The following is a 24,777-nucleotide window of genomic DNA, read 5'->3' as shown; positions in this document are numbered from 1 at the left end:
AAATTTTGGGACACCCTAAAGTAAATGCTTCAGGGTGTTTTTTATTTTTACAAGCTAACCTTATAAGGAAAATTTAAAGCAATAACGTCAATGAACTAATTTTTTATCACTTTGTTAAACCTTGGAATACCTTTTATAATAAGCTTTCTTTTTTGTCTGAGCGAAGGTAAGTCTCTTGAGTATCATTGTTGCACTGGATGCTAAAAGCCAATATGACGCATTAACGATTGCAGAGCAGTTAGACCCTGCATTATGTCGGGTGAAAGTTGGTAAAGAGCTATTTACTCATGAAGGCCCAAATGTGGTAAAGGCATTACATGACAAGGGTTTTGAAGTTTTCCTGGACTTGAAGTTTCATGATATTCCCAATACTACGGCTCAAGCCGTATGTGCAGCAGCAGACCTAGGTGTTTGGATGGTGAATGTGCATGCATCAGGTGGCCGTAAGATGATGGAAACCTGTGTAGAGCGCTTAAAAGCGGGTAACTATAATACGCAGCTGATTGCAGTGACTGTGTTGACTTCAATGGGCCGTGAAGATTTAAAAGATATTGGTTTAGATGTTGAACCATTTGAACAAGTGCAACGTCTTGCAAAACTCACTCAGGAAAGTGGTCTGGATGGGGTGGTTTGTTCTGCTCAGGAAGCCAAAATGCTGCGTGAAACTTTAGGCCAGGGCTTTGCTTTAGTCACTCCGGGCATTCGTCCGGCGGGTGCTGCGGCAGATGACCAAAAACGTATTGTCACACCTAAGCAAGCCATGCTGGATGGTTCTACACATTTGGTGATTGGACGACCAATTACTAAGTCGGACAATCCGCGTCAAATGCTAAAAGATATTTTGGCGACCTTGTAACTTTACACCCTCTCCCTTGCGGAGCAGTGTTCCTCATCTCCCAAAGGGAGAGAGAACGTCTCATTATTGTAAAAATGGACAAGTTCTCCTTCTGGGAGAGGAGGTAAGAGAGGGATAAATATAAAAATTAAACTGCTGCCAGCACACTCACCAATATGGGCGCTAGTATAGAAAGAATAAAGCCACTGACCATGGCGTGTGGAATGAAATCATTGCCACATGCCTGTTTTACCATCGGCAAAGTGACATCCATTGCTGTTGCTCCTGCTGAAGAAATTGCAGAGCGTGGATAACGCCAACCGATAATATACATAAACACAATTGCCAGAATTTCTCGAAACAAGTCATTCATCAGTGCAATACTGCCAAGATGGGCATTTTTGAGTTCTGTGACCACAATACCGGTCATGGAATAAAAGCCATAACCTTGGGACAGCATGATGAGATCTTTTAAACTAATGTCTTGAATCAGTGTAGTTGTAACGAAAGCACCCAGTAGTGAACCGACTATACAGCCCAATGGCACCAGTAAAATTTTCCAATTCAACCAAGATCGGTCTAAGGGTGAATAGGCAAGATCCAAGCCAATCATGAACATGAACGCCAGCAATAGGTTCCAGGTACTTATATGCAATGTGTAGCCCATGTGGGCTTTAGATTCAGAAAGTACATAGCCTAATGCCAAGGCAATAAAAGCATAACTGATGTTGATCAGGGATTTGCTCACAAGGCTCATAGACACTTTGCCGTGACTCGGTTGATAACCCAAAAGCCTGAATAACACATAACAGCAGAGGAATGCGCCGAGACTGGTGAGTATGGCTAAAACAGCGGCCTGATTCAGGATTTGCCAAGGCTGAGCAACCGTATGCAATGTTTGCCTAAACTCAATGGCAATAGCAATCAGCAGAATATAGGTAAAATAGGGCAGAATCTTAAAAGCAAGATGCACAAGCCAGTGAGGTAAGCGTCTTGCCAAAACAAATCCGAGCACTAAACAAAGCAGTAACTGGAAAATCAACCAAAAGGATTGCATAAAGAATTAAGCAGCTAATAAATACCTGTTTATTATGACCGTTAAATATTTAGGCTGCACGACTTCCAGCTGTTTTATTTAGCAGACGGAAGTCAGCAGGATTAAGCTTTTTTGTCTGTAGCCAGTATTTCCAGGTATAAGTAGGCCACAGGGCAAAGTTCTTGCCGCTATCTTGCTGGTACCAGCTCACACAGCCAGATTGCCAGACTGTGCCATCAAGCAATTTTTGTACACGCTGGTTGAATCGGTCTTGTACCTGATCTTTAACCACAATGGCATGACTTTGCGTGTTTTTAACCAGTTCAATCATTTGTAGAATATAGTTCACCTGAGATTCAATCATAAAAATCACGGAGTTGTGTGCCAAAACCGTATTAGGTCCCAGCAACTGAAATAAATTGGGAAAGCCTTTGGTACACATCCCATAGAAGCTTTCTGCACCCTCCTGCCAGGCACCGCGCAAATCTTGTCCGTGTTCACCACTACATTGAAATGATTTTAGATAGATGCGTGGATCGGTAATAAAACCGGTTCCATAAATTAAGCAATCAATCTTACGTTCTTTGCCATCTTTGGTAATGATGCTGTTTTCAGTAAATTCCTGAATAGCCTCGGTCACCAGTTCAACATTGCTTCGGTTAAAAGTGGGATAGTACTTATTGGATACCAAAATACGTTTGCATCCCATGATGTAATCAGGTGTCAGTTTTTGCACCAGATTTTTGTCTTTGACCTGAAACTTGATAAAAGCTTCTGCCAGTTTTTGGGTGTATTTCATCACTGCAGGTTGAACAATGGGAACCACGCGAGATTCATTGGACCAATATAAGCGTGCCCGGTGCAGTTTCCTAAACCAGTCTAGTTTTTTAAATAATTTCTTTTCAACATTCCAATAGCGGCGTTCATCTCTAGGAATGACCCAAGCCGCAGTACGCTGGAACACATAGAGTTGCTTAACTTTAGCTGCAATTTCTGGAATGTATTGAATTGCACTCCCACCTGTCCCAATTGAAGCAACATTTTTGTCTGTCAAGTCATATTGGTGATCCCATTGTGAGGAATGAAAAACTTTACCCTGAAACTTTTCAATGCCCTTGATATGAGGGATATGGGGTACATGTAAAGGGCCGGATGCAAAAACCACAAATTGAGCAATTAAAGTTTGTTCATTATTGAGGATGAGTTTCCAGTCACAACTTTGTTCATTGTATTGGGCAGCCAGAACTTCACGATTAAATTGGCAATATTTTTCCAGGTTAAAGCCAGTGACTAAATCTTGTATATATTTAAAGATTTCGGGTGCTTCAGCATAGCGTTTTGACCAGTCGCTTTTGGGGGCAAAAGAAAGGGAATACATATGGGACTGGACATCGCAGGTTGCACCGGGATATTGGTTTTCGCGCCAGGTTCCCCCTACATCACTGGCTTTTTCCAGGATCACAAAATCATGCATATTGCTTTGTAGTAGACGTATAGCCATCGCCAAACCGCCAAAGCCTGCACCAATGATAGCGATTTTTGTTTGTGTTGGCATAGATTGCTGCAGTGTTTGATTGTGCATTTTTTATTGGCCTTATTGCTTCTATTATTTTTGTATCTTATAGCAAGGGTGAGATAACCGACATGATAGCCATGACAGAAAAATTGATAGTTTCGGCAATTTGCAAGCATGAAAAATTATAGTAAAAATTAAGAAGTTATTTTGATGTGATCCTGCTATGAAACGTTCCATTCTCGGCTTGATGTATTTAATTCAAGGCATGCGTAAAGCTGGGATTGCTGTTGATCCAAAACTTCAAAGTATTGGACTGCGTGCGGATGCATTGGATCCTAGCTCAATTATTCATCCAGGTCTGGAATGGGATGTGCTTAAAGTTATTGGGCAGGATGTGGCACCAGAAAAAGGTCTGTTTATTGGGCAGCATTATGCACTTGCGGGTTATGGTCCTTTACTGATGTTATTGGTTACCAGTGAAAATATCCGTACTGCTTTAGAGCAGGGGATTCGCTATCAGGCATTAACTCATTTAACAGGTGTGTTGAGTTTAAAATATAAAGCTCAAAAGGTGGCTTTGTGCTATGTACCTGAAGATTTAAACAGTGACCTCGGACTGTTGCGAGCACAATGTGAAATATCGGGAACTTATAAATTTATTCAAGATCTGTATAACATGATGGGCTTAAGTATTCCCCGAATGCAGATTGAACTACCGTTTGTGCTGCCTGAAAATCAGCAGGATCTAGATGTCTATCAGGATTACTATGGTACTGAATTACAGTTTGCTGCTGAGTCGGCGGCATTCTGGTTTGATGATGCCGTGTTAAATGTACAAATTCCTTCAGCAGATAAAATGACCTTTAATCTTTATGAGAGCAAATGTATTGCTGAGTTGGAGCGTTTAAAGATGAATAAATCTGTACCCTCCCTGGTGCAGCGTGTGCAAGATTATCTGGAGCTGCAAGCAGGTGTAATGCCTAGCATGGCAGAGACGGCACAAGCGCTGCAAATTCCAGAACGTACGTTGCGGCATCAACTGCAACAGTTACAAAGCAGTTATAAACAGATACGTGAACAATTGATTAAAGACAAGGCATTAAGATTGATGGAATATAAAGAATATTCCATTGAAATGATTGCAGAGTTGCTGGGTTATTCAGAGCCTGCAGCTTTCAATCATGCCTTTAAACGCTGGTTTGGACAAAGTCCACGCCAGTACTTTAAGTAGTTTTGTAAATAGCCTAAGTATATTAATGCCAAAGTGTTATATATTTCACCTCAACCTTCGCTATACTTTCAATAGCCTAAAATAGTATTCAATCCTATGTCAGATTTAAATTCTAAGCACAGTACAGCCTTTATTCCCTTATCACCTGCGGAGCGCTATGCACAGGCCATCGCGTCTGGTCAGTTCATGCCGGATGAGGCACAGGCGCAAGCTGTACATGAGCTGGATCGCGTTTGGCAAGAGTTGATTCAGCGTTTCAAAGCTTCAAAAAAAGCGTTTCGCCGTTTTCGTCGTCAAACCTCACCACGAGGTGTATATATGTGGGGTGGTGTGGGGCGAGGTAAAACCTGGTTAATGGACCAGTTTTTTGAGTCGATTCCGTTTCGCCGTAAAACGCGCATGCATTTTCATCATTTCATGCAACATGTACATCGTGAGCTGAATAAATTATCAGGGCAGCGAAATCCGCTGGATCAGGTTGCAGACCAGATTTACCAGCAGGCAGTGGTCATCTGTTTTGATGAATTTTTTGTTTCCAATGTCACAGATGCCATGATTCTGAGCGAGTTATTCCAGAAACTGTTTACCCGTGGCATTACCTTGGTGGCGACTTCAAATATTGCACCCGATGGTTTATATAAAAATGGAATCCATCGTGACCGTTTTATCCCCACTATTGAAATGGTGAAAAAATATTGTGTAGTTCTCAATGTGGATGCCGGTGTGGATTATCGTTTACGTGTGCTGAAACAGGCACAATTATTTAAACATCCATTAACACATGAGCATAAACTCTGGATTGCGCAGCGCTTTACTGCTTTAACCCAGACTCAAACTCAATCCCAAGAACCGATTATCATCAATAACCGTATTGTTGAAACCATTGGTCATACTGAAGATGTGTTGTGGTGTGAATATTCAGAGCTGTGTTTAAAACCGCGCAGTCCGGCTGACTTTATTGAAATCGCCAATATCTATAATACTGTACTGGTCAGTAATGTGCCGCATTTGACCGATTATCTATCGGAAGGTACACGCCGTTTTATCTATCTGGTCGATGAGTTTTACGATCGTGGGGTCAAACTATTGCTGACGTCGGAAGACAGTATTATTGACATTTATCAAGGTGAAAAACTGGCCTTTGAAATTGAACGTACGCGTTCACGTTTACTGGAAATGCAGTCTGACGATTATCTGAACTCTGAACATAGACAAATACAGGGGTCGGCCTCAGAAGCCAGCTAAAGATCAAGCGCCTAAACAGGCGCTTTTTTTTACATAAATTGTTTGAGTGTTTTATCGACATTTTGTTCTATTCGTGGCTTAATCTTTGCTCGACAGTGATAGAAATAGCGTTTTTGGTTGGTTTTAAAACAAAATTCTGCACTTAAGTCTAATTTCGACATTTTAAAAACTTTATAGACTATAAAAAGGTATTCAGGCAGATAATAATGTTGCATTTGTGATCTTTATTTTATTGAGTGATGTTTACATTCATTTATTAGAAAATGATCATTATTTAGGAATGTGATAATACTATTCAGCTAGGTATAAATCGGTATACTAGAATCTCTTGTTATAAAAAGTAGCAATATCAGGAAAGACAATGACTGCACGTATTCAAAAAGGCAAGTTAGCGATTGCTAAAGAACTTTACGATTTCATCGAAAATGAAGCATTACCAGGTTCTGGTTTGGACAGTGAAACATACTGGAAAAACTTTGAACAAGTCGTTGTCGATCTTAGTCCAAAGAACAAAGCACTATTGGCTAAGCGTGATGACCTTCAAGCTAAAATTGATGAATGGCACCGCAACAACAAATTTGAACTCGAAGCTTACAAAGCTTTCCTTACTGAAATTGGCTACTTATTACCAGAAGTAGAAGATTTCCAAATCAGCACAGAAAATGTAGATGAAGAAATCGCATTATTGGCTGGTGCGCAATTGGTAGTACCTGTGCGTAATGCACGTTACTGCTTGAATGCGGCAAACGCACGTTGGGGTTCTCTATACGATGCGCTTTACGGTTTCGACGTAATCTCTGAAGAAGGTGGCGCGGAAAAAGGTAAGGGCTATAACCCGGTTCGTGGCGCAAAAGTTATCGAATTTGCTAAAAACTTCTTAAATGAAACCTTCCCTCTGGCAAATGGTTCGCATGCAGATGCAACCAAATATGCGGTTGAAGGCAAAAAATTAGTTGTGATGCTAAAAGATGGTTCAACAACGACTTTAGCAAAAGAAGGGCAATTTGTAGGTTTCAATGGTGATGAAGCAGCACCAACTGAAATCGTACTTCTAAACAATGGCTTACACGTTATTATTGAAATTGATGCAACCAGCCCGATTGGTCAAACTGACGCTGCTGGCGTAAAAGATCTTGTACTGGAAGCTGCTGTAACCACTATTCAAGACTTGGAAGACTCTATCGCAGCTGTAGACGCTGAAGAGAAAGTTGAAGGCTACCGTAACTGGTTGGGCTTGATGCGCGGTACACTTTCTGAATCAATCGAGAAAAACGGTAAAACCGTGACTCGTACATTGAACCAGGACCGTACTCATAAAAACCTGATTGGTGGTGAAACGACGCTTCATGGCCGTTCATTGATGTTGCTTCGTAACGTGGGTCACTTGATGACAAACCCTGCGATTTTGGTAGATGGTCAAGAAATCTACGAAGGTATCATGGATGCGTTAATCACGCCGTTATTGACTTTTGCTGACATTAAAGGCGAAAACACGATCAAGAACTCGCGTAAAGGTTCTATGTATATCGTGAAGCCAAAAATGCATGGTCCAGAAGAAGTTGCATTTGCAGTTGAGTTATTTGAACGTGCTGAACAGGCACTTGGTTTACCTGCGAAAACTTTAAAAATTGGCATCATGGATGAAGAACGTCGTACATCTGTGAACCTGAAAAACTCTATCGCTCAGGCGAAAGACCGTACCATCTTCATTAACACCGGTTTCATGGACCGTACAGGCGATGAAATCCATACGTTTATGGAAGCAGGTCCATTTGTTCGTAAAGGTGAAGTGAAGTCACAAATCTGGTTCCCGGCTTATGAAAACCGTAACGTGATGATCGGTCTTCAAGCAGGTTTACGTGGTAAGGCACAAATCGGTAAAGGTATGTGGCCAAAACCAGATATGCTTGCAGACATGTACAAAACCAAGATTGAGCATCCAGAAGCTGGCGCAAGCTGTGCATGGGTTCCGTCTCCATCTGGCGCTGTGATTCACGCGATCCATTACCATCAATGCAACGTGTCTGAGCGTCAAAAAGAATTGTTGAATACTCAGCCGTTATCATTAGATGACTTGTTAACTCCGCCTTTAGCGACAGATACTAACTGGACTGCTGAAGAGAAAACTAAAGAGCTTGAAAATAACCTTCAAGGTATTTTGGGTTATGTAGTTCGTTGGGTTGATCTGGGTGTAGGTTGTTCTAAAGTGCCAGACATCAACGATGTTGGCTTGATGGAAGACCGTGCAACCTTACGTATTTCTTCTCAACACGTGGCAAACTGGTTGCGTCACGGTATTGTAAGCAAAGAGCAAGTGGAAGAAGTGATGCAACGTATGGCTAAAGTGGTTGATGAGCAAAACGCAAATGATCCAGCTTATACACCAATGGCACCAGGTTTTGATGGCTGTGCTTACAAAGCTGCATATGACTTAGTCTTTAAAGGTGCTGAACAACCTTCTGGTTATACTGAACCGCTACTTCATGCATACCGTTTGAAATTAAAAGGTTACACAGGTGATTAATCCTGCGTAATCAAGCTACCATATAAAAAAGCCTCTTCGGAGGCTTTTTTATTGTCTAAAAGTAACAAAAATCCTTTTATTCTGGCACTTTAATACATTCAGTTATACATTAATCTTCAAAGCAAAATAACTAAAGGATTTGATGATGCAAGCTTATCAATTTAATGATGAACAATTTATAGCAGGGCACTGGCTAAAAGGAACGTCAACCCATACGCTTAATAATCTCAATCCTTATACTCAAGAACTTATTTTAAAATTGCAGGCTGCCAGCCTTGTCGATGTGGATAGTGCTTATTCGGCTGCAGAGCGTAGTTTTACTACCTGGTCGCAAACGCTTCCATCCGAGCGTAAAAGCATTATCCTCTGAGTTTTGGATGTGGTCAAAAATAGACGCGAAGAAATCATTGACTGGCTCATTCAGGAGTCTGGCAGCACACATTTTAAAGCCAATATTGAAGTAGACGCTGTATTGGGTATTATCAATGAGGCCATCACATTTCCTGAAAGAATGGAAATCCAGAAATTGCAATCTATAGACCCTACTCGCAAAAGCCATGTTGTACGAAAAGCGCTCGGCGTGATTGCAGTAATTAGTCCTTGGAACTTTCCATTTCATCTTAGTATGCGTTCTGTAGTCACAGCCCTAGCGATTGGAAATTGTGTGGTGTTAAAGCCTGCAAGTGATACACCTATTACAGGAGGAATGCTACTTGCCAAAATTTTTGAAGAAGCGGGTCTCCCTGAGGGGGTATTCAGTGTGGTTGCCGGTTTAGGTGGTGAAATAGGGGATTACTTTGTTGAGCACGATACCCCTAAAATGATTTCATTTACAGGTTCAACCTTAGTTGGAAAACGTGTCGGGCAATTGGCAGTTGGTGGTAGCCATCTGAAGCGAATGGCGCTGGAACTGGGCGGTAATGCGCCTTTAGTGGTGCTGGATGATGCTGATCTGGATCTGGCAGTGGAACTCGCTGTGGTGGGACGTTTTTTGCATCAGGGACAAATTTGCATGAGTACCAATCGGGTGATTGTCGATGCTAAAGTTTATGATACTTTTGTTGAAAAACTGGTCATTCGCACTAAAAACATTGTCTACGGTGACCCTGAGCAAGAGGATACTCTCATTGGTCCGATTATTAATGGGACACAAGTTGAAAAAATAAAACACATTATTGCTCAGGCACTGAAAGAGGGGACTAAACTTATCGTGAGAGGCGATATTCAAGATAATGTGGTGCCACCGCATATTTTTATTGATGTCAATCCTGAATCTAGTTTAGCGAAAGAAGAAAGTTTTGGGCCAGTCTTACCAATCATTAAGGCTCAAGATGAAGCCGATGCTTTGCGTTTGGCTAATAACACAGCCTATGGGCTATCCAGCGCAGTATGTACCACCGATCTCGAGCGCGGAACTCGTTTTGCAATGCAGATTGATGCAGGTATGACACATATCAATTCCATAACCGTGGCAGATCAGCCGAATGCACCCTTTGGCGGAGAGCGAAATTCAGGCTTGGGGCGCTTTAATGGACAGTGGATATTGGATGAGTTCAGCCGTACACATTGGTTAACGCTTCCGAATAGTCATGTGAAGTAGAAATGATGTGATTAAAGTTATAATGGAATAAGTTTTAATTTAAATCTTATTGTATGTGCGCTAATTTTAAACCGCTTACTTTAAAGCAGCTTCATGAGTTGAATCTTCCGGATATTCCTTTTGAATATCCGGATGAGGTCTATCCAAATTATGAGTTGCCCTTGCTGTTCAAATCAGCGCAAGGTTTGGAGTGGCGCAAGGTTAATTTTGGGATGGTACCTAAATGGGCTGAAGATAAAACTATTGCCCTAAAAACCTATAATGCTCGAAATGAAACTTTGCTACAAAAACCGACATTTATAAATGCTGCTTCAAAATGCAAATTTGGCGTGATGCCGGTGAGTGAGTTTTATGAGTCAAAATATATTGAGAATAAGCCTCAACGTTGGGGGGTACGCCGAAAGGACGGCCATGCTTTTTATATTGCAGCGCTCTATGAAATTTGCCGAATTGGAGATGAAATTATTCGTTCAGCAACCATGCTTACGATGGATGCCATAAATCACCCTATGATGAAAGATTTTCATGAACCTGGAAATGTAAAACGCTCAGTGATTATTATTCCTCACGAGCGTTTAGAGGAATGGCTAAGTTTTAATTCATCAGATATTCGTTCTTTCGTAGAAGGGTTTCCGGAGGTAGATTTTGAATGTTTACATGTTCCAAAGGCAAAAATCGAAAAAATTAGTCCCCAACTTAATTTTTTCGATTAAGCTAAGATGATTACGATAAATTTTTAAAAATATGTTGCAAGCTTTCCATCATTTTTTCAATTTGTAATGGAGTTAGGCCCTGGTAAGATTGTTTGAGAACTATATTGCTCAGATCTTTAATCTTCAGGGTCATTCGTTGTCCTTTCTCGGTTAAGACAACTCGGGTAATACGGGCATCATCTTCACATGAATAGGTTTCAACCAGTCCTTCATCTTTTAAACGATAGACGATTTTTGTGGTGGTCGACATTTTCGAAATGACCATTTCGGATAGATTGACACGCTGGCATGAGGTTTGGATTTTAGTGACAGTAAAATACGGCGACGTGAATTGTCCAGACCATATTTTTTCAAAGCGTGATCTAGTTTTTTTACACTTTGTGCATGAACCTGAGTAATCCAGTAGTAAGGGAAGTCTCCTAAATCAAAATTTTCACCAGATAGAAGTAAAAATCTACTATATTTCTTGGGCATTGTTTATTTTCTCCCCATTAATTTTTTATTTATAATTTATTGCTTCAACATTTTTTAGAAAATGTAAAAAATGCATGAATTGTATATTATCTGTAAAGTCCAAAAGAAAAATTCAGTATTAAACCGAAATTTTAAATTTACAGCTTTATTACATTATCGTGATAAATTTTTAAAAATATGTTGCAGGCTTTCCATCATTTTTTCAATTTGTAAAGGGGTTAAACCATCGAATGATTGTTCCAAAACCACATTGGTCAGGTCATTAATTTTCTGAGCCATTTGTTGTCCTTTCTCGGTTAAGATAACTCGGGTAATCCGGGCATCATCTTCACATGAATAGGTTTCAACCAGTCCTTCATCTTTTAAACGATAGACAATTTTGGTGGTAGTTGACATTTTAGACACCACCATTTCTGATAGATCTGACACGCTGGCACGAGGTTTGGATTTTAAAGCGAGCAAGATACGGCGACGTGAATTGTCTAAACCATATTTTTTCAGTGCATGGTCAACATTTTGTACGTATTGAGCATGCACTTGACTTACCCAGTAATATGGAAAATTTTCCAGCTCAAAATTATCTGTAGATGGTAAAAACTTACTGTATTTTTTTGTCATCTATACTCTTCCCAATAATAATTGTTGTAATTGTATTTTATTATTGTAACTTATTTTTAATAAATTTAAAGTGAAAACGATATCTTTTAAAATATTGTAAAGTAAAACTTAAAAATCATTTGTTTACTTTCGAATTTAACCCGACTTAATGGGCTAAATTTTTAAAAATATATTTTAAACTTTCCATCATTTTTTCAATTTGTAGGGGAGTCAGACCTTCAAAAGATTGTTCCAAAACCACATTGGTCAGGTCATTAATCTTATGTGCCATTTGTTGTCCTTTCTCGGTTAAGACAACTCGTGTAATACGGGCATCATCTTCACATGAATAGGTTTCAACCAGTCCTTCATCTTTTAAGCGATAGACGATTTTGGTGGTGGTCGACATTTTGGAAATGACCATTTCTGAGAGATCTGATACGCTGGCATGAGGTTTGGATTTTAGTGACAGTAAAATACGGCGACGTGAATTGTCCAGTCCGTATTTTTTCAAAGCGTGATCTACATTTTGTATATATTGGGCATGCACTTGAGTGACCCAATAATAAGGAAAATTTTCCAGAGAGAAATCTTCTGCAATAGAAGGTAAAAATTTACTGTACTTTTTAGTCATGGAGAAAAGCCTCCCTAAGATTGTTGTATTTAATTTGTTGAAAAGCGTCTTATTTAAATCCAATTTTGCCTAACAACGCACATTATTTTTATTGTTATTAATATATCTCAAGTTTTTTATATTGCAATAAGGAAACTTATATTTATAAATTTCCTTACAAAAGAATTAAAATTTGAGCATAAGGATTAGAAAAGACAGGGTAGAGCTGTCTTGGTCTTGATGAAATCCGACAATATTTTGAACGAAATTCAATACGTGTACTTAGATTTCAGGATTTTGATAAGTTCTGAAGATAACGTTGTTCTGGGGATATTGTATTGTAAAGTGGCAGGCTTAAGCATTTCAAACTTTTGGGCAGTATGCCTGAACATGATCTTATTTATGAGGTATTGCACATCATCCTGTAAATTTTAATAATAGAATTAGAAGCTTGCCTATCTTAAGTTTAGCTATCATTTATTCAATTCAATAATTTTGATCATCCTTGATTCGAATGAAAAAGGCTGGGGAACGGGTCTTGTTAATAAAATATTTTCGACATTGGGATTGTACATACAATAAGTCAATCCTATGTATGCAAGTAAATCCTCTAAATAAGTCTTTAAATAAATAATTGTTTAATAATATTTTTTGAATAATTTATTCATTGAAGGATCAATCTTAATTTTCTTAATCTAAAAATCGGATGAGGTCGAAATAAAAGCGTCAAAAGTAAGCTAAATTGCATGGCAGGCTAAGATGAAACTGTTCAAAATACAAAAATTTGATTACAAATTTAATAGATTGTGCATAATAAATTTATCTATTGTTGAAAAGGTCACTTATATGGATCCGTCGCCGTGCCGGTTTAAATTTTTTTTAACCAAATTCTTGAAAACGGAGATATAAACTAATGGAGTTTTTATTAGATCCGGGAATTTGGGTTGGTTTGCTTACCCTTATTGTTTTAGAAATTGTTTTAGGTATTGATAACCTAGTATTTATTGCCATTTTGGCCGAAAAACTTCCTCCAGAACAACGTGATAAAGCACGTGTAGTAGGTCTTTCCCTCGCTTTATTCATGCGCTTGGGCTTATTGTTTGCTATCTCTTGGTTAGTCACTTTGACCAAACCGCTTATTACCGTCTTTGATTGGACATTCTCAGGGCGAGATCTTATTCTTTTATTCGGTGGTTTATTCCTGGTCTATAAAGCTGTGACTGAACTGCATGAAAAAATTGAGGGCAAGCCTGAAGTTAAAGTTACCACCAATATTGTTTATGCAAGTTTTACCGCAGTTGTTACACAAATTGTAGTGCTAGATGCGGTATTCTCTCTAGATTCGGTGATTACCGCAATCGGCATGGTCGACAACATCTATGTGATGATGGTGGCCATGATTGTTGCCATGGCTGTGATGTTGCTGGCTTCTAAATCGTTAACTACTTTTGTAAACAGACATCCGACTGTCGTGATTCTGTGCTTAAGTTTCTTGTTGCTGATTGGTATTAGCCTAATTGCAGAAGGTTTTGGTTTCCATATTCCGAAAGGTTATATTTATTCAGGTATTGGTGTTGCCATTGCAATTGAAGCATTTAACCAGTTTGGTCAACGTAATGTAGCCAAACATGAATCTAAAATTCCATTACGTCACCGTACTGCAGATTCCATCTTGAAAATGATGGGCGGCAAAATGGAAACGGTCACTAACAGTGCTCAGCACTTTGAAGCGCAAGAAGCATTTGCTGATGAAGAGCGTTATATGATTGGTGGGGTATTAACCCTGGCAGAAAGGTCAGTTGCTTCGATCATGACTCCGCGCAGCCAGATTTCCTGGGTGAATTTGGATGACAGTGCTGAACAGATTCGTGAACAGGTACTTGCTGTACCGCATAGCTTGTTTCCAGTTTGTCGTGGTAGCCTGGATAAAGTATTGAGTGTGGTTCGTGCCAAAGAACTCCTTGATGTCATTGAAGAGCCAGAACAGCTCAGGGCTTTAATCAAACGCCATCGTCCGATTTATATTTTTGAAAAAATGAAAGTGATTGATGCCATTAATACCTTGCGTAGCTCGAAAGGTTCATTGGTATTGGTGAGTGACGAGTTTGGAAATGTGCAAGGTTTGATTTCTCCTCTGGATGTATTTGAGGCGATTGCAGGTGAATTCCCGGATGCTGATGAGCAGCTCGACTTGGTAAAAATTGATGATCATACTTGGAAAGCCTCTGGTATGCTTGATGTGTATCAGCTTGAACTGGAGCTGGGCATGCTGGATTTAGTTGAAGACGAGGCTGGTTATATCAGTCTTGCCGGTCTGATTTTAGAGAAAACTCATGGCAAAGTCAGTCTTGGGGCGCAACTGGAATATCACGGTATTCACTTTGAAGTGACTGAACTGGAAGATAACCGGATTAAGTCCGTACTCATTACCTATCCTTAGAGAATATGCTTGGGTAGAGTTTGGTAAAGAAGGTGATTCAGGATTTAAACTCGAGATTTATATCTTTTAATCCCTCTTTTTCCCTATTGAAAAAGCCTAATAGACTCGATCTGTTGGGCTTTTTTATTGTGCTTTGCCGTATTTTTATACAAAAAATTTCCTGAAATACTGCAACAAGATAAAAAATGGATGAATTGAGTTTAAATCCCTATTTCTAGTGATATTTAAGTAGATTGGAATCAGGAATAATTAATATATCAAAAAATTGGATCAATTTGATGCGTATTACAGAAACGATTTTCGATTTTGCAAAACTTGCATCTGAAGAAAAGCATCGTTTTTTTAAACTGGTCTGTGAGTTTGATCAGCACATTTTTCCGGATTCTTGCGAAGAAGAAATTTATAATTTTGTCTATGATCAGGATGCTGTTTCAGTTCTGGTCGTTCATTATTACCATAAGGACACACTGGTCGGACAAAATATTATTCCTGTGCTTAAGCTTTCTCTAGAGGGACAGCCTATCTTTGTGGTGAGTTACCGGGCGAGTATTTTACCCGCTTATCGTAAAGGTAACAGAACACTTAAAACCGCAATCCGAGTGGCAATCAATCAGCGAATTCGACATCCCTCCATTCCATTATGGTTTGTACCGACCATCATACAGCCTAAAATTTATACTTATTTTGCGTCTCGCTCACAGAATTTCTTTCCACGTAGATGCAAAGAAATTCCCCAACAATATTTAAAAGTTCTACAGATGATTCAGCAGCGTAAATCTGAAGTGCATAAACGTCGCGAAGATATTTTTGTCTATCCCTATGTGATGCCTCGCACTACACCTGAGCACATTCAACGTCTTAGAAATAAGGCAACACCGCATAGCAATTTTTTTATGCAGCATGTGCCGGACTATTTTGATGGCATGGGCTTGCTCTGTATCTGCAAATTGGATTTGCCAACGATTTTGGAAACGGTATTTAATTTATTTACAGGTCGAAAAATCTATTAAATTTCCGTCGTCATTCACTTTTTTATACCGATACTGGCATGAATATAAGCCCAGACCCGGTCATTACAATCTGAACCAGGTCAACCTTAGTAACCGGAATGTAGACTAAACTTAAAGGCTAAGAATTTTAAGATCCGCATATTGCTGGATTAAATCCGGATTTAAACTTTGAATTTGATCCATAAAGGCCACATTAAAACGTCCGACCGTTTGAGCTTGATCGAAGGCCAGTTTTCCTGCAATGGCAAAATGGGTATGGGCTGCAATCGTCGCAATAGTTGGTGATGTAACAGCGCAATAAGCTGCGATTAATGCACCCAGTGCACAACCTGTCGCAGTGACTTTGGGCTGTAAATAAGAACCGCCATTGACCTGAATTACGACATCTAGCTCTTTAGTCAAAATAAAATCGGATTCACCAGAAATGGCAATACAGTCAGCATGGGCTAACAGTACTTTAGCCTGATGATAGACATCGGCACTATCCAAAGTGCTATCCACGCCTTTGGATTCTACCTGGTTGCCTGCAAGCGTACTGATTTCTGAAGCATTACCTCGAATGACCGTGGGATGATATTGCAGTAATTTATCTACCATATCCGAACGCCATTTTAGAATAGGTCCATAACCTACTGGGTCGAGCACCCATGGGGTATGGGTATGCTGTGCTGTTTGTGCAGAAATTTGCATGGCCTGCATCTGTTCATGGGTGGGTGTACCCAGATTAATACTGAGTGCAGCGGCAATCGTAGTAAAACTTTCCGCTTCAAATGGATTGTCAATCATAGCCGGAGAGGCACCTGCGGCCAGCAATACATTGGCTGCATAATTTGCTGCAACACTGTTAGTAATACATTGCACCAAAGGCTGCCGGCTTTGCAGTTGTGTCCATGCTTCAACAATCTGCTCGACCAATGTTGACGTTTGATTCATGGGATTATTCCTTGAATTGTACAGGGTAGAGTCGGAGAAACTGGACATATCAATCACCATCTAGTGGGTGAAATTCTATTGGGTAAAATAGTGGTCTTGATGCTTACAGGTTCGACAGCAGAGTGTCACATAATTTTCAGCATCATAATCGACAGTAAGTTCATTAGAACCACAATACATACAGCGTTTTTGTGAATAAAAACTTAATCGCGGTTCAATTTTTTTCCATAACTTCCAGATGGGCTGGAAAAAAATACTTTCATCATAGCCCAGAAAGCGGAACAACAGGATTTCGCTCATCTTGCTAAAAGGAATGTTGTGTGGACGAGGCAGGGTGGAGGTTTCCCATTTTTCAGTTACGGAACGTTCACGATATTGTTGTAAGGTTTTCTTTAACAAATTGGTGTTAATGAAGTTTTCATTGCGTGCTTGTAGTACTTTTTGCTGATGCAAATATTCTAAAGCAGTTTGTACTAAATAGTAGATTTGACCTACTGCCAGAGAATCCATCAGGCGATAGCAGAAGGTCTGAAAGCTGTTGTTCCCTGCAATTTGAATGCCCCAAGTCCGACAATAAAACTGGGCGAACTGAATAATTTCCTGATACAGCACCAGATAAAGCGTATTTTTGACTTCATCGGCATTTTTAAAAGGCACACCCAAGGTTAAATTTTCATAGAACCAGTTTCTCAGTTGCTGGGTAATACTGAACAGACTCGGTTCCGAATAACCGTCCAAACGGACATTGACGTAATAATGATGGGCTTCGGATGCAAAATCCTTGGCAATCAGGATCTGTTCTTTTACCAGTTGCTTGATCAAATAATTCTGGAACAGATAATTTGGTGTAAGGGAATGATATTTAATGTTTTCCCAGTCTATATATTCATGATGCGTAGTATGTTCCTGAACCTGATTATCCAGAATACTGAGTAAAAACAATTTATTTAAAAAACTGATTTGATCCAGCCGGTATTCAACAGCATCTTTGTCTTTGGACTTCAGCTTACGCTGTTCTTGCAGCCGTGTTTCAGCCAGCATTTTTTTACGCTTGGACAGACATGTTTCACAGTGGCAGTTGCCACGTCCATCTTGAAACAGGCGATGATGACAGTGGCTGCATTCATGAAAATTCATTGCTTGATCGTACTGTTCAGCCTCTATCCAGAACATGGATGCCTGACATAAAGGACATGATGTACTTTCATCGAGCTGTTTTTGCAGAATTTGAAGAAGCATGGAATGGGTCGATCACAAGTCGGGTTAATCATTGCAGAGATTATACACCTGTCTTTTGCCAGGACGTGATGGAATAGTACTGAATGGAAAATAATTCGCTAAGCACAAGCTGGCCAGAAAGTAGGATACTGAAAAAATAGCCTAAGTTTTACAATACATTGAAATATGTGGAGGTGAAGACCTGATCTTTCATCTCCACAATAAAGGATAGAGGGCATCAGAAGGATGGGATTGAATCAGAAGGTAAGTTTTCGGTTAATAAGAGGCAGGACAAGGCAGAGACTCATCCTCCTCGCCTAGCTGCTTTGCATTAATCAAGGCCTGAACTTTTTTAGATGGAACTTTTTTGCTTCCTAGAGCATCGTAATTATTTAAAATTGCGCAAATATCCGCTGATTTCATTGGAATACCTTCACAGCTTAGAAACATGGCAATCACTTTGTGATCAATTCCGGCAGCATCAAGCGTTTGCATGGTTTTGATATTTTCAACGCGAACAATATGGTCTTTTAAATACATAATACACCTCTTCTCGTTTTGTTTTAATTTTATAGTGCGCTTTACACAGATGAATACAAGCAAAAATCGTGCTCAAAATGTAGTCATCTTGAAAGTTAGTGTCAATTTGGGTTAAGTCATTTTAGTCAATCTGAAAAAATTGAATTTATACAAACATATATGGAAAGCATCATTTCCGCCGTAGATGGTTATATGTCGGAAAGTGAGGTTCATATCAAGATTGACATGGTTCATGTACTGCACTCATGCATCTTTAGTGGTCAATGAGGACATTAATTGTACCAATGTGCGTAATCTGAATTGAAAACAGGCAGCAATATGCCCATATAAGACTTAAATCAATGGCACAGACAGATTGCGAAAGTTGTCGTATGATCGAAGCATTTCACAACAACAACGTCTTGGCTTAAGAACGACAGGATTAGGACATTATATGAATATCGCGGCAAACCCGGTGGTTGAAGCAGACCAGACTGTTTATTTAAAAGACTATCAAAAACCTTCTTTTTTGGTGGATTCAATCAACTTAGATATTCGAGTCTATTCAGATCATACCCAGGTCAATGCAAACCTGGTGATGAAACGCCAGACTGCCGGCGATTTGGTGCTGCTGGGCCGTGATCTGGAATTAAAATCCATTACTTTAAACGGCAAGTTGCTGACTGAGGCAGATTACACGCTTGATTCAGAACAATTGGTGATTGCCAATGCACCAGATCAGGTCATTCTGGAAACTGAAGTGGTCATTCATCCGGAAAGCAATACCCAGCTTGAAGGTTTGTATCAGGCCAGTGGTGATTTATTCGTAACGCAAAACGAGCCTGAAGGTTTCCGTAAAATTACCTTCTATCCAGACCGTCCGGATGTCCTGTCTGTATTTACTACCCGTGTCGAAGCCGATAAAAAATTTCCGGTACTGTTAGCCAATGGTAACCTGATGGAAGCTGGTGAGGCTGGTGAAGGTCGTCATTATACTATCTGGCAAGATCCGACCAAAAAACCAAGCTATCTGTTTGCCTGTGTGATTGGTGATTTGGCGGTACTAAAAGATTCTTATGTGACCTCTGAAGGTCGGAACGTTTCGCTGGAAATTTATGCCGAAGAAAAAGACATTCCAAAATGCCACATTGCCATGGAAGCCCTGAAACATTCAATGCAATGGGATGAGGAACATTATGGTCGTCCCTATGACCTGGACAATTACATGATTGTGGCGACCAGTGCCTTTAACATGGGTGCCATGGAAAATAAAGGTCTGAATATTTTCAATACGTCTTGTGTGCTTGCCGATGAAGAATACACCACCGATGCTGCCATCATGCGAGTACAGTCGGTCATTGCCCATGAATACTTCCATAATTGGACCGGGAATCGGATTACCTGCCGTGACTGGTTCCAGTTGTGCCTGAAAGAAGGCTTGACGGTATTCCGTGATCAGTCTTTCTCGGAAGATTTACAGTCCGCAGCGGTACAACGTATTGATGATGTAGCTGTACTTAAAGCCCACCAGTTCCCTGAAGATTCTGGTCCATTATCGCATCCGCCACGTCCAGATCATTTTGTCGAAATTAATAACTTCTATACGGCGACGGTGTACGAAAAAGGTGCGGAAATTAACCGTATGATGTCGACCTTACTGGGTAAGGAAAAATTCCGTCAAGGTACAGACGAATATTTCCGCCGTCATGACGGTCAGGCAGTAACCGTTGAGGACTGGGTGGCTGCGCTCACTGCCGGTTCAGGCGTGGATTTATCGGTATTCCTGATCTGGTATAACCAACCGGGCACGCCAAAACTGCAAGCCACAGGCGAGTATGATGCTGCAACTCAAACCTATCGCTTAAGCTTTAAACAAAGTTTAAAAACGAATGCAAAATATCCTAACCTCAAAGCGGTTCCTATTCCTGTTGCATTAGCATTGTTTAATGCCGAAACAGGTGAGCAATATACCTTGCAATCTGAAGCACTGTTTGAAAATGGCGTAAAAGATGGCGTGTATTTATTTGATCAAAATGAGGCAAGCATTGAATTTAGCGGCGTAATGGCAAAACCTGTGGTGTCATTGCTGCGTAATTTCTCTGCACCGGTCAATCTTGAATTCAACTATTCAGATGAAGAACTGGCCTTCTTGATGCAATATGAAACCAATGGTTTTAACCAGTGGCAGGCCACTCAAACCCTGCTGGAACGTATTTTGCTGGAAGAGCATGATGCTGATATTTATATTCAAGCTATGAAAAATACTTTGCCTGAAGTCATTAAAAAAGATCCGCTCTTGGCTTCACGTCTGTTTGATGTACCGACTGAAGGCTATTTGGGTAGCCGTATTGATACCGATTATCAACCTGCTAAAATTCAGGAACAGCGTAATGCTTTGTTGGATACATTGGCACGTGACTTGGGTGCATTCTGTAAACAGACTTACCTGGACTTAGATCCGGATAATCAGAGCGAATTCTCTCAGGCGATGGGTGTACGTGCCCTCAGAAATATCATGCTTGGTATGATTGCACGTCAGGGTGATGCCTCTGCCTTTGATTTAGCGTATGAACAGTATCATACAGGCAATATGTCTGAACGTTTGGGTGCACTTAAAGTCTTGGTTTGGAATGATGCGCCACAAGCCAAAGAAGCTTTAGCAGACTTCTATAGCCGCTTTGAAGATGAAGCCTTGTCGTTAGATCAATGGTTTATGGTTCAGGCAGCGCATCCGAAAGCAAATGCAGAAACCATCAAATACTTAACTTCACATCCTGACTATGATTTGGGTAACCCTAACCGTATTCGTTCAGTAAGTGGCGGTTTAAATGCCAATCCAGTCAATACCTGGAGTTTTGGTGTGCAACACTTTATTGATCTGGCTAAATATCTGGATGAGAAAAACCCGATTGTCGGTTCACGCTTATTACAAGTGCTTTCTCGCTGGTACACCTTGGCAGAGCCACAATGTACAGAAGTGAAAAATGCACTGGAAGCCTTAAAGCCACAAGTGAAATCCAAAAACGTATCGGAAACTTTGAATAGTATGTTGAGTATCTAACTGAGCATCCATTAATCATGAAAAGCCTTTTCTTGGTGCAAACTAAGAAAAGGCTTTTTTTGTTGATATTTCAAGTATTGTGCGGGCTGAAAATGCTGCTTATGTTTAGATTGTCTTAGTTGAATACTGGAATAGTAAGACATAATTTATATTGCATAATTACTTTAAAAGTGTCGAATAAATCACTGTTATGGCTTAAAATAGCCATGTCAAAGCTCATCTTAAGGTGAGCTTTTATCATTTACAGACTGTGATTGCATTAGCCTGTCATTTTACTAAATAGACTGGAGATTGGTTTTGTTAGTTAAAATTGAAGATGGTTTTTACCTAAATTCTCAGCATATCATTGCAATTCGGGTTTCAAAAAATGCGACTGACGGAAATTTTGCTGTGCTGATTGAATATACACCGAATAATATTCAGGCGACGGGAAGCTATCAAAAAAACTTTGCCAGCAAACTTGAAGCAGAAATTTACCTGCAAAATTTACATCAACATATTTCCAAAACATAAAGGGTGTTGAGGTTACTTCAATGCTGATTAAAAACAGTTTCTTTGGCAAATACGCCCCATTCAGTTTACCAGCTTGAGATCAAGTGCATGGATGGCGGCAGCAGAAGCACATGATAGATATGCTTATATAAAAAAGTCCCTGTACTACAGGGACTTTTTTATTGCTTAGACTTTCATAATCAGTACTGGAATAGGAGACTGAGTCAAGACTTCTTGGGCCACACTTCCCAACACTAATTTCTTAAATCCGGTACGACCATGTGAGCCCATAATAATCAGATCGGCACCCACTTCATCGGCAACCTGCATAATACCTTCAGCAGGTGATACACCCCGAACGATTTTGGTATCGACCGCAATGCCATCACGAATGAAAGATTGCTTGATTTCTGCCAGGTTCAACTGTGCATTTTTTTCAGCTTCGATAAAGTAATCGGTAATTGCCGGTGCGACTTTATAAAAATCAACTCCAACAAAAGGATCAACCGCAATCACACTGGTAATGGTGACCTGGCAATTTAAAGGTTTGGCCAAAGCCAGAGCCTGTTCAACAGCGGCATAAGAAATAGGAGATTCATCTACTGGAACCAAAATATGTTTATAAGTCATGAAATTACCTTATGAATATTGCTGAATGGATAAGTGTGATGGAGATTTATAATCAGTTATGATGATCATTTTACCAATTGCCGAAATTGATAAAATGAGCCTTTCATCTATGGAGAGGCTCATTAAAAAACTTATTCTTTGACCACTAAAACAGGAAGCTTGGTGGTTTTTAGAACATCCTGAGCAAAGCTGCCCAGAAGGAATTTTTGAAAACCTTTACGACCGTGAGAACCCATCACAATCAGGTCAGTTTTCAATTTTTCCGCAGTTTCCAGAATACCTTCTTCTGAAATATTGCCCTTAATGATTTGAGGTGTTGCAATGACACCATTTTCAGCGGCAATTGCTTTGGCTTTTTCTAAGGCTTTTTCGGCATTGGCATAAGCCTGCACAAAATATTCTTTCATGATTGGAGATGGATAATAAAAATCTGCTTGAGAAAATGGGTCTTCAGTAACCAAGCTGATCAATGTTAACTGACTGGAAAATGCTTTAGCAATTTGAGCTGCATTTTTAACTGCAGAGAAAGAAATTTCTGAGCCATCAACTGGGACTAAAATATTTTGATAAGACATAAGCATGATTCCTTAGCATTTATTATGTAGCTATTGTTTATACATAGCACATTGTATTGAATTGATCAATTTACTCTGTAAAAAATGTTTTAAAATTCATTAAATTATATACAAATTATAAATATAACTGTATTCACTGTGACATTCAAAAACCGAGTTTAAAAATCAACATTTGGGCTTGTATTTCTAAATGTTTAAACAGTCATTAAAATGCTGCAAAATATGATGATTTTTCTCAATTTTGTGGAAAAGTTGATAGGGCAAATTGTGTATTCGAAATCTTTTAGTCTAAGTGTATGCCTCATTGCTGCACTATCCAGTAGTGCTTGCCAGAATATACAAAGCAATAGCAAGGTCATTGCCAGTGTATTTAATGCCTCGACCAATGTTCAAAAAAAGTTTATTGATCGGCATGCTCCTGAAGTTTTAGCTCAAACCAATATTGCATATCTGCAAAATCCGGCGCTGCATCTGGATCTTTACCAACCCCGTGATATTGCAGAGTTGGGAAACCGGCCGACGGTGGTCTGGATTCATGGCGGTGGCTGGATTTCCGGTTCTAAACAACATGCTCGAGGCTACTTTAAACGTCTTGCTGATCAAGGCTATAACGTGGTTTCAGTCGAATACCAATTTGCTCCGCAAACGATTTATCCTGAGCAGCTGCTGCAAATTAATCAGGCCCTAAAATTCATTAGCGAGCATGCCGAGACTTACCATATTAATGCCCAGCACCTGTATCTGGCGGGTGACTCGGCAGGTGCAAATTTAGTCAGTCATTATGCAGCTTTACTCAGTAATCCTGATTTTGCCCGAAAGTCTGCGATTTCACCGTTAATCCAGCGTGAGCAAATTAAAGGGTTGATCCTGCATTGTGGTATTTATGATATGAATGCCTTTATCAAAACGGCTCCAGATGAATTAAAACTGATTGAATGGGGAGTGTTTAATCTGGTTCAGGCCTATACCGGCAATAAAAAAGATGATACAGATTTCTTAAAAAGCATTTCTCCCATTCAATATTTAACTGCGAATTATCCGCCTGTTTTCATTAGTGGCGGCAATAAAGACTTTTTGACCAGGACTCAGTCTATCCCTTTTGTAAGTGCTTTGCTTAATCAGAAGATACCGGTAACCGAAGTTTTTTATCCTGAGTCTAAAGAGTTTTTGGTCCATGAATATCAGTTTATGATGAGTAAAAGGGCCAGTCAGCAGACATTTAAGCAAACCATCCAGTTTATTCAAAAATATAGTGATTCAGCTTTGTAGCTTCGTTTTAGACAGGTCATATCTAAAAATGGGACAGCCCTTAAATTATTTAAAATAATACTTTAATGTAAATTGAGCAAAAGATGATTAGAATTCTGTTTTGTTAGCTTATCCCTTACTGGGTTTAGCTATTATTTTAGAAGAAACAGAACTCACTTTTTGCTCAAAATGGAAGATTCTGGCAAACAGGGATCGAGTTTGCTGGTGATTGTGTGTTCTAAATTCATCGGGCGGGGTTAGCAGGAA

General features: G+C 39.8%; 19 protein-coding genes and 2 pseudogenes. 11 read left to right on the top strand and 10 right to left on the bottom strand.

The genetic code is table 11. The annotated features are described in order from the left end of the window. The first annotated feature begins 175 nt into the window (after window positions 1-175). The gene (pyrF, locus tag FTU91_RS00790) at window positions 176-856 is read left to right on the top strand and encodes an orotidine-5'-phosphate decarboxylase (protein ID WP_086195465.1); all 681 of its coding nucleotides are present in this window, start codon (window positions 176-178) and stop codon (window positions 854-856) included. Window positions 857-983: 127 nt separating this feature from the next. Here pyrF and FTU91_RS00785 read toward each other — a convergent pair whose 3' ends face one another. Together FTU91_RS00785 and FTU91_RS00780 are read right to left on the bottom strand one after the other, a co-directional pair. Further along, the gene (locus tag FTU91_RS00785) at window positions 984-1,892 is read right to left on the bottom strand and encodes a lysine exporter LysO family protein (RefSeq protein ID WP_180080316.1); all 909 of its coding nucleotides are present in this window, start codon (window positions 1,890-1,892) and stop codon (window positions 984-986) included. A gap of 49 nt (window positions 1,893-1,941) precedes the next feature. Further along, a complete protein-coding gene (locus tag FTU91_RS00780; protein ID WP_257221630.1) occupies window positions 1,942-3,426 on the bottom strand; it encodes an NAD(P)/FAD-dependent oxidoreductase in 1,485 nt (494 codons plus the stop codon). Between the two features lie 184 nt (window positions 3,427-3,610). Here FTU91_RS00780 and FTU91_RS00775 point away from each other — a divergent pair, with 184 nt between their 5' ends. The 5 genes and pseudogenes from FTU91_RS00775 (at window position 3,611) to FTU91_RS00755 (ending at window position 10,700) form a co-directional block, all read left to right on the top strand. After that, window positions 3,611-4,618 (top strand): AraC family transcriptional regulator, encoded by a 1,008-nt coding sequence (locus FTU91_RS00775; RefSeq protein ID WP_086195463.1) that lies wholly within the window; start codon window positions 3,611-3,613, stop codon window positions 4,616-4,618. Window positions 4,619-4,714: 96 nt separating this feature from the next. Then, window positions 4,715-5,863: a cell division protein ZapE gene (gene zapE, locus FTU91_RS00770; protein ID WP_180080310.1), complete on the top strand. Its 1,149-nt coding sequence runs from the start codon at window positions 4,715-4,717 to the stop codon at window positions 5,861-5,863. Between the two features lie 361 nt (window positions 5,864-6,224). Next, window positions 6,225-8,387, top strand: a complete 2,163-nt coding sequence (locus tag FTU91_RS00765) for a malate synthase G (protein WP_180044572.1) — start codon at window positions 6,225-6,227, stop codon at window positions 8,385-8,387. A gap of 142 nt (window positions 8,388-8,529) precedes the next feature. Further along, window positions 8,530-9,987 (top strand): annotated as a pseudogene (locus FTU91_RS00760) (aldehyde dehydrogenase family protein). A 53-nt stretch (window positions 9,988-10,040) separates the two neighbouring features. Then, on the top strand, window positions 10,041-10,700 hold the full coding sequence (locus FTU91_RS00755; protein ID WP_180080306.1) for an SOS response-associated peptidase family protein: 660 nt from the start codon (window positions 10,041-10,043) through the stop codon (window positions 10,698-10,700). Window positions 10,701-10,710: 10 nt separating this feature from the next. Here the strand turns inward: FTU91_RS00755 and FTU91_RS00750 are convergent. The 3 genes and pseudogenes from FTU91_RS00750 to FTU91_RS00740 all read right to left on the bottom strand — a co-directional run bounded on the left by FTU91_RS00750 (window position 10,711) and on the right by FTU91_RS00740 (window position 12,405). Further along, a pseudogene (locus FTU91_RS00750) lies at window positions 10,711-11,174 on the bottom strand (MarR family winged helix-turn-helix transcriptional regulator). A 153-nt stretch (window positions 11,175-11,327) separates the two neighbouring features. Next, a complete protein-coding gene (locus FTU91_RS00745; RefSeq protein ID WP_166168911.1) occupies window positions 11,328-11,792 on the bottom strand; it encodes a MarR family winged helix-turn-helix transcriptional regulator in 465 nt (154 codons plus the stop codon). A gap of 145 nt (window positions 11,793-11,937) precedes the next feature. Then, window positions 11,938-12,405, bottom strand: a complete 468-nt coding sequence (locus FTU91_RS00740; protein WP_086195456.1) for a MarR family winged helix-turn-helix transcriptional regulator — start codon at window positions 12,403-12,405, stop codon at window positions 11,938-11,940. A gap of 892 nt (window positions 12,406-13,297) precedes the next feature. Here FTU91_RS00740 and FTU91_RS00735 point away from each other — a divergent pair. Continuing rightward, window positions 13,298-14,824, top strand: coding sequence for a transporter associated domain-containing protein (locus tag FTU91_RS00735; RefSeq protein WP_180080303.1), 1,527 nt, complete (start codon window positions 13,298-13,300; stop codon window positions 14,822-14,824). Between the two features lie 278 nt (window positions 14,825-15,102). Then, window positions 15,103-15,834, top strand: coding sequence for a hypothetical protein (locus FTU91_RS00730; RefSeq protein ID WP_086195454.1), 732 nt, complete (start codon window positions 15,103-15,105; stop codon window positions 15,832-15,834). Window positions 15,835-15,945: 111 nt separating this feature from the next. On the opposite strand, the gene thiM is transcribed toward FTU91_RS00730, so the two are convergent. The 3 genes from thiM to FTU91_RS00715 all read right to left on the bottom strand — a co-directional run bounded on the left by thiM (window position 15,946) and on the right by FTU91_RS00715 (window position 18,525). Next, window positions 15,946-16,767 (bottom strand): hydroxyethylthiazole kinase, encoded by an 822-nt coding sequence (gene thiM, locus FTU91_RS00725; protein ID WP_086195453.1) that lies wholly within the window; start codon window positions 16,765-16,767, stop codon window positions 15,946-15,948. Window positions 16,768-16,842: 75 nt separating this feature from the next. Further along, window positions 16,843-18,006, bottom strand: coding sequence for a hypothetical protein (locus FTU91_RS00720; protein ID WP_086195452.1), 1,164 nt, complete (start codon window positions 18,004-18,006; stop codon window positions 16,843-16,845). A gap of 255 nt (window positions 18,007-18,261) precedes the next feature. Continuing rightward, a complete protein-coding gene (locus FTU91_RS00715) occupies window positions 18,262-18,525 on the bottom strand; it encodes a hypothetical protein (protein ID WP_180042958.1) in 264 nt (87 codons plus the stop codon). A gap of 433 nt (window positions 18,526-18,958) precedes the next feature. Between FTU91_RS00715 and pepN the strand changes: the two genes are divergently transcribed. Both pepN and FTU91_RS00705 read left to right on the top strand, forming a co-directional pair. Then, on the top strand, window positions 18,959-21,565 hold the full coding sequence (gene pepN, locus FTU91_RS00710) for an aminopeptidase N (RefSeq protein WP_180080299.1): 2,607 nt from the start codon (window positions 18,959-18,961) through the stop codon (window positions 21,563-21,565). Between the two features lie 297 nt (window positions 21,566-21,862). After that, a complete protein-coding gene (locus tag FTU91_RS00705; RefSeq protein WP_086195449.1) occupies window positions 21,863-22,078 on the top strand; it encodes a hypothetical protein in 216 nt (71 codons plus the stop codon). 165 nt (window positions 22,079-22,243) lie between these two features. On the opposite strand, the gene FTU91_RS00700 is transcribed toward FTU91_RS00705, so the two are convergent. Continuing rightward, window positions 22,244-22,687 (bottom strand): universal stress protein, encoded by a 444-nt coding sequence (locus tag FTU91_RS00700; RefSeq protein WP_131274561.1) that lies wholly within the window; start codon window positions 22,685-22,687, stop codon window positions 22,244-22,246. Window positions 22,688-22,818: 131 nt separating this feature from the next. Continuing rightward, complete coding sequence (locus FTU91_RS00695; protein ID WP_166168925.1) at window positions 22,819-23,262, bottom strand: universal stress protein; 444 nt, start codon at window positions 23,260-23,262, stop codon at window positions 22,819-22,821. A 225-nt stretch (window positions 23,263-23,487) separates the two neighbouring features. On the opposite strand from FTU91_RS00695, the gene FTU91_RS00690 reads away from it, so the two are divergent. Continuing rightward, window positions 23,488-24,531 carry an alpha/beta hydrolase gene (locus FTU91_RS00690; protein ID WP_180080416.1) on the top strand — a complete coding sequence of 348 codons (1,044 nt, stop codon included), beginning with the start codon at window positions 23,488-23,490 and terminating at the stop codon, window positions 24,529-24,531. The last annotated feature ends 246 nt before the right edge of the window (window positions 24,532-24,777 follow it).

The sequence above is a fragment of the Acinetobacter sp. YH12201 genome (assembly GCF_013418145.1).
Classification (GTDB): domain Bacteria; phylum Pseudomonadota; class Gammaproteobacteria; order Pseudomonadales; family Moraxellaceae; genus Acinetobacter.
This window is presented reverse-complemented; position numbering and strand designations above follow the sequence as displayed.

Excerpts from the sequence above, each read along its gene's own strand:
- FTU91_RS00785 (WP_180080316.1), bottom strand. The coding sequence starts at position 1,892 with ATGCAATCCTTTTGGTTGATTTTCCAGTTACTGCTTTGTTTAGTGCTC.
- FTU91_RS00780 (WP_257221630.1), bottom strand. The coding sequence starts at position 3,426 with ATGCCAACACAAACAAAAATCGCTATCATTGGTGCAGGCTTTGGCGGT.
- FTU91_RS00775 (WP_086195463.1), top strand. The coding sequence starts at position 3,611 with ATGAAACGTTCCATTCTCGGCTTGATGTATTTAATTCAAGGCATGCGT.
- zapE (WP_180080310.1), top strand. The coding sequence starts at position 4,715 with ATGTCAGATTTAAATTCTAAGCACAGTACAGCCTTTATTCCCTTATCA.
- FTU91_RS00765 (WP_180044572.1), top strand. The coding sequence starts at position 6,225 with ATGACTGCACGTATTCAAAAAGGCAAGTTAGCGATTGCTAAAGAACTT.
- FTU91_RS00755 (WP_180080306.1), top strand. The coding sequence starts at position 10,041 with ATGTGCGCTAATTTTAAACCGCTTACTTTAAAGCAGCTTCATGAGTTG.
- FTU91_RS00745 (WP_166168911.1), bottom strand. The coding sequence starts at position 11,792 with ATGACAAAAAAATACAGTAAGTTTTTACCATCTACAGATAATTTTGAG.
- FTU91_RS00740 (WP_086195456.1), bottom strand. The coding sequence starts at position 12,405 with ATGACTAAAAAGTACAGTAAATTTTTACCTTCTATTGCAGAAGATTTC.
- FTU91_RS00735 (WP_180080303.1), top strand. The coding sequence starts at position 13,298 with ATGGAGTTTTTATTAGATCCGGGAATTTGGGTTGGTTTGCTTACCCTT.
- FTU91_RS00730 (WP_086195454.1), top strand. The coding sequence starts at position 15,103 with ATGCGTATTACAGAAACGATTTTCGATTTTGCAAAACTTGCATCTGAA.
- thiM (WP_086195453.1), bottom strand. The coding sequence starts at position 16,767 with ATGAATCAAACGTCAACATTGGTCGAGCAGATTGTTGAAGCATGGACA.
- FTU91_RS00720 (WP_086195452.1), bottom strand. The coding sequence starts at position 18,006 with ATGCTTCTTCAAATTCTGCAAAAACAGCTCGATGAAAGTACATCATGT.
- FTU91_RS00715 (WP_180042958.1), bottom strand. The coding sequence starts at position 18,525 with ATGTATTTAAAAGACCATATTGTTCGCGTTGAAAATATCAAAACCATG.
- pepN (WP_180080299.1), top strand. The coding sequence starts at position 18,959 with ATGAATATCGCGGCAAACCCGGTGGTTGAAGCAGACCAGACTGTTTAT.
- FTU91_RS00700 (WP_131274561.1), bottom strand. The coding sequence starts at position 22,687 with ATGACTTATAAACATATTTTGGTTCCAGTAGATGAATCTCCTATTTCT.
- FTU91_RS00695 (WP_166168925.1), bottom strand. The coding sequence starts at position 23,262 with ATGTCTTATCAAAATATTTTAGTCCCAGTTGATGGCTCAGAAATTTCT.
- FTU91_RS00690 (WP_180080416.1), top strand. The coding sequence starts at position 23,488 with ATGATTTTTCTCAATTTTGTGGAAAAGTTGATAGGGCAAATTGTGTAT.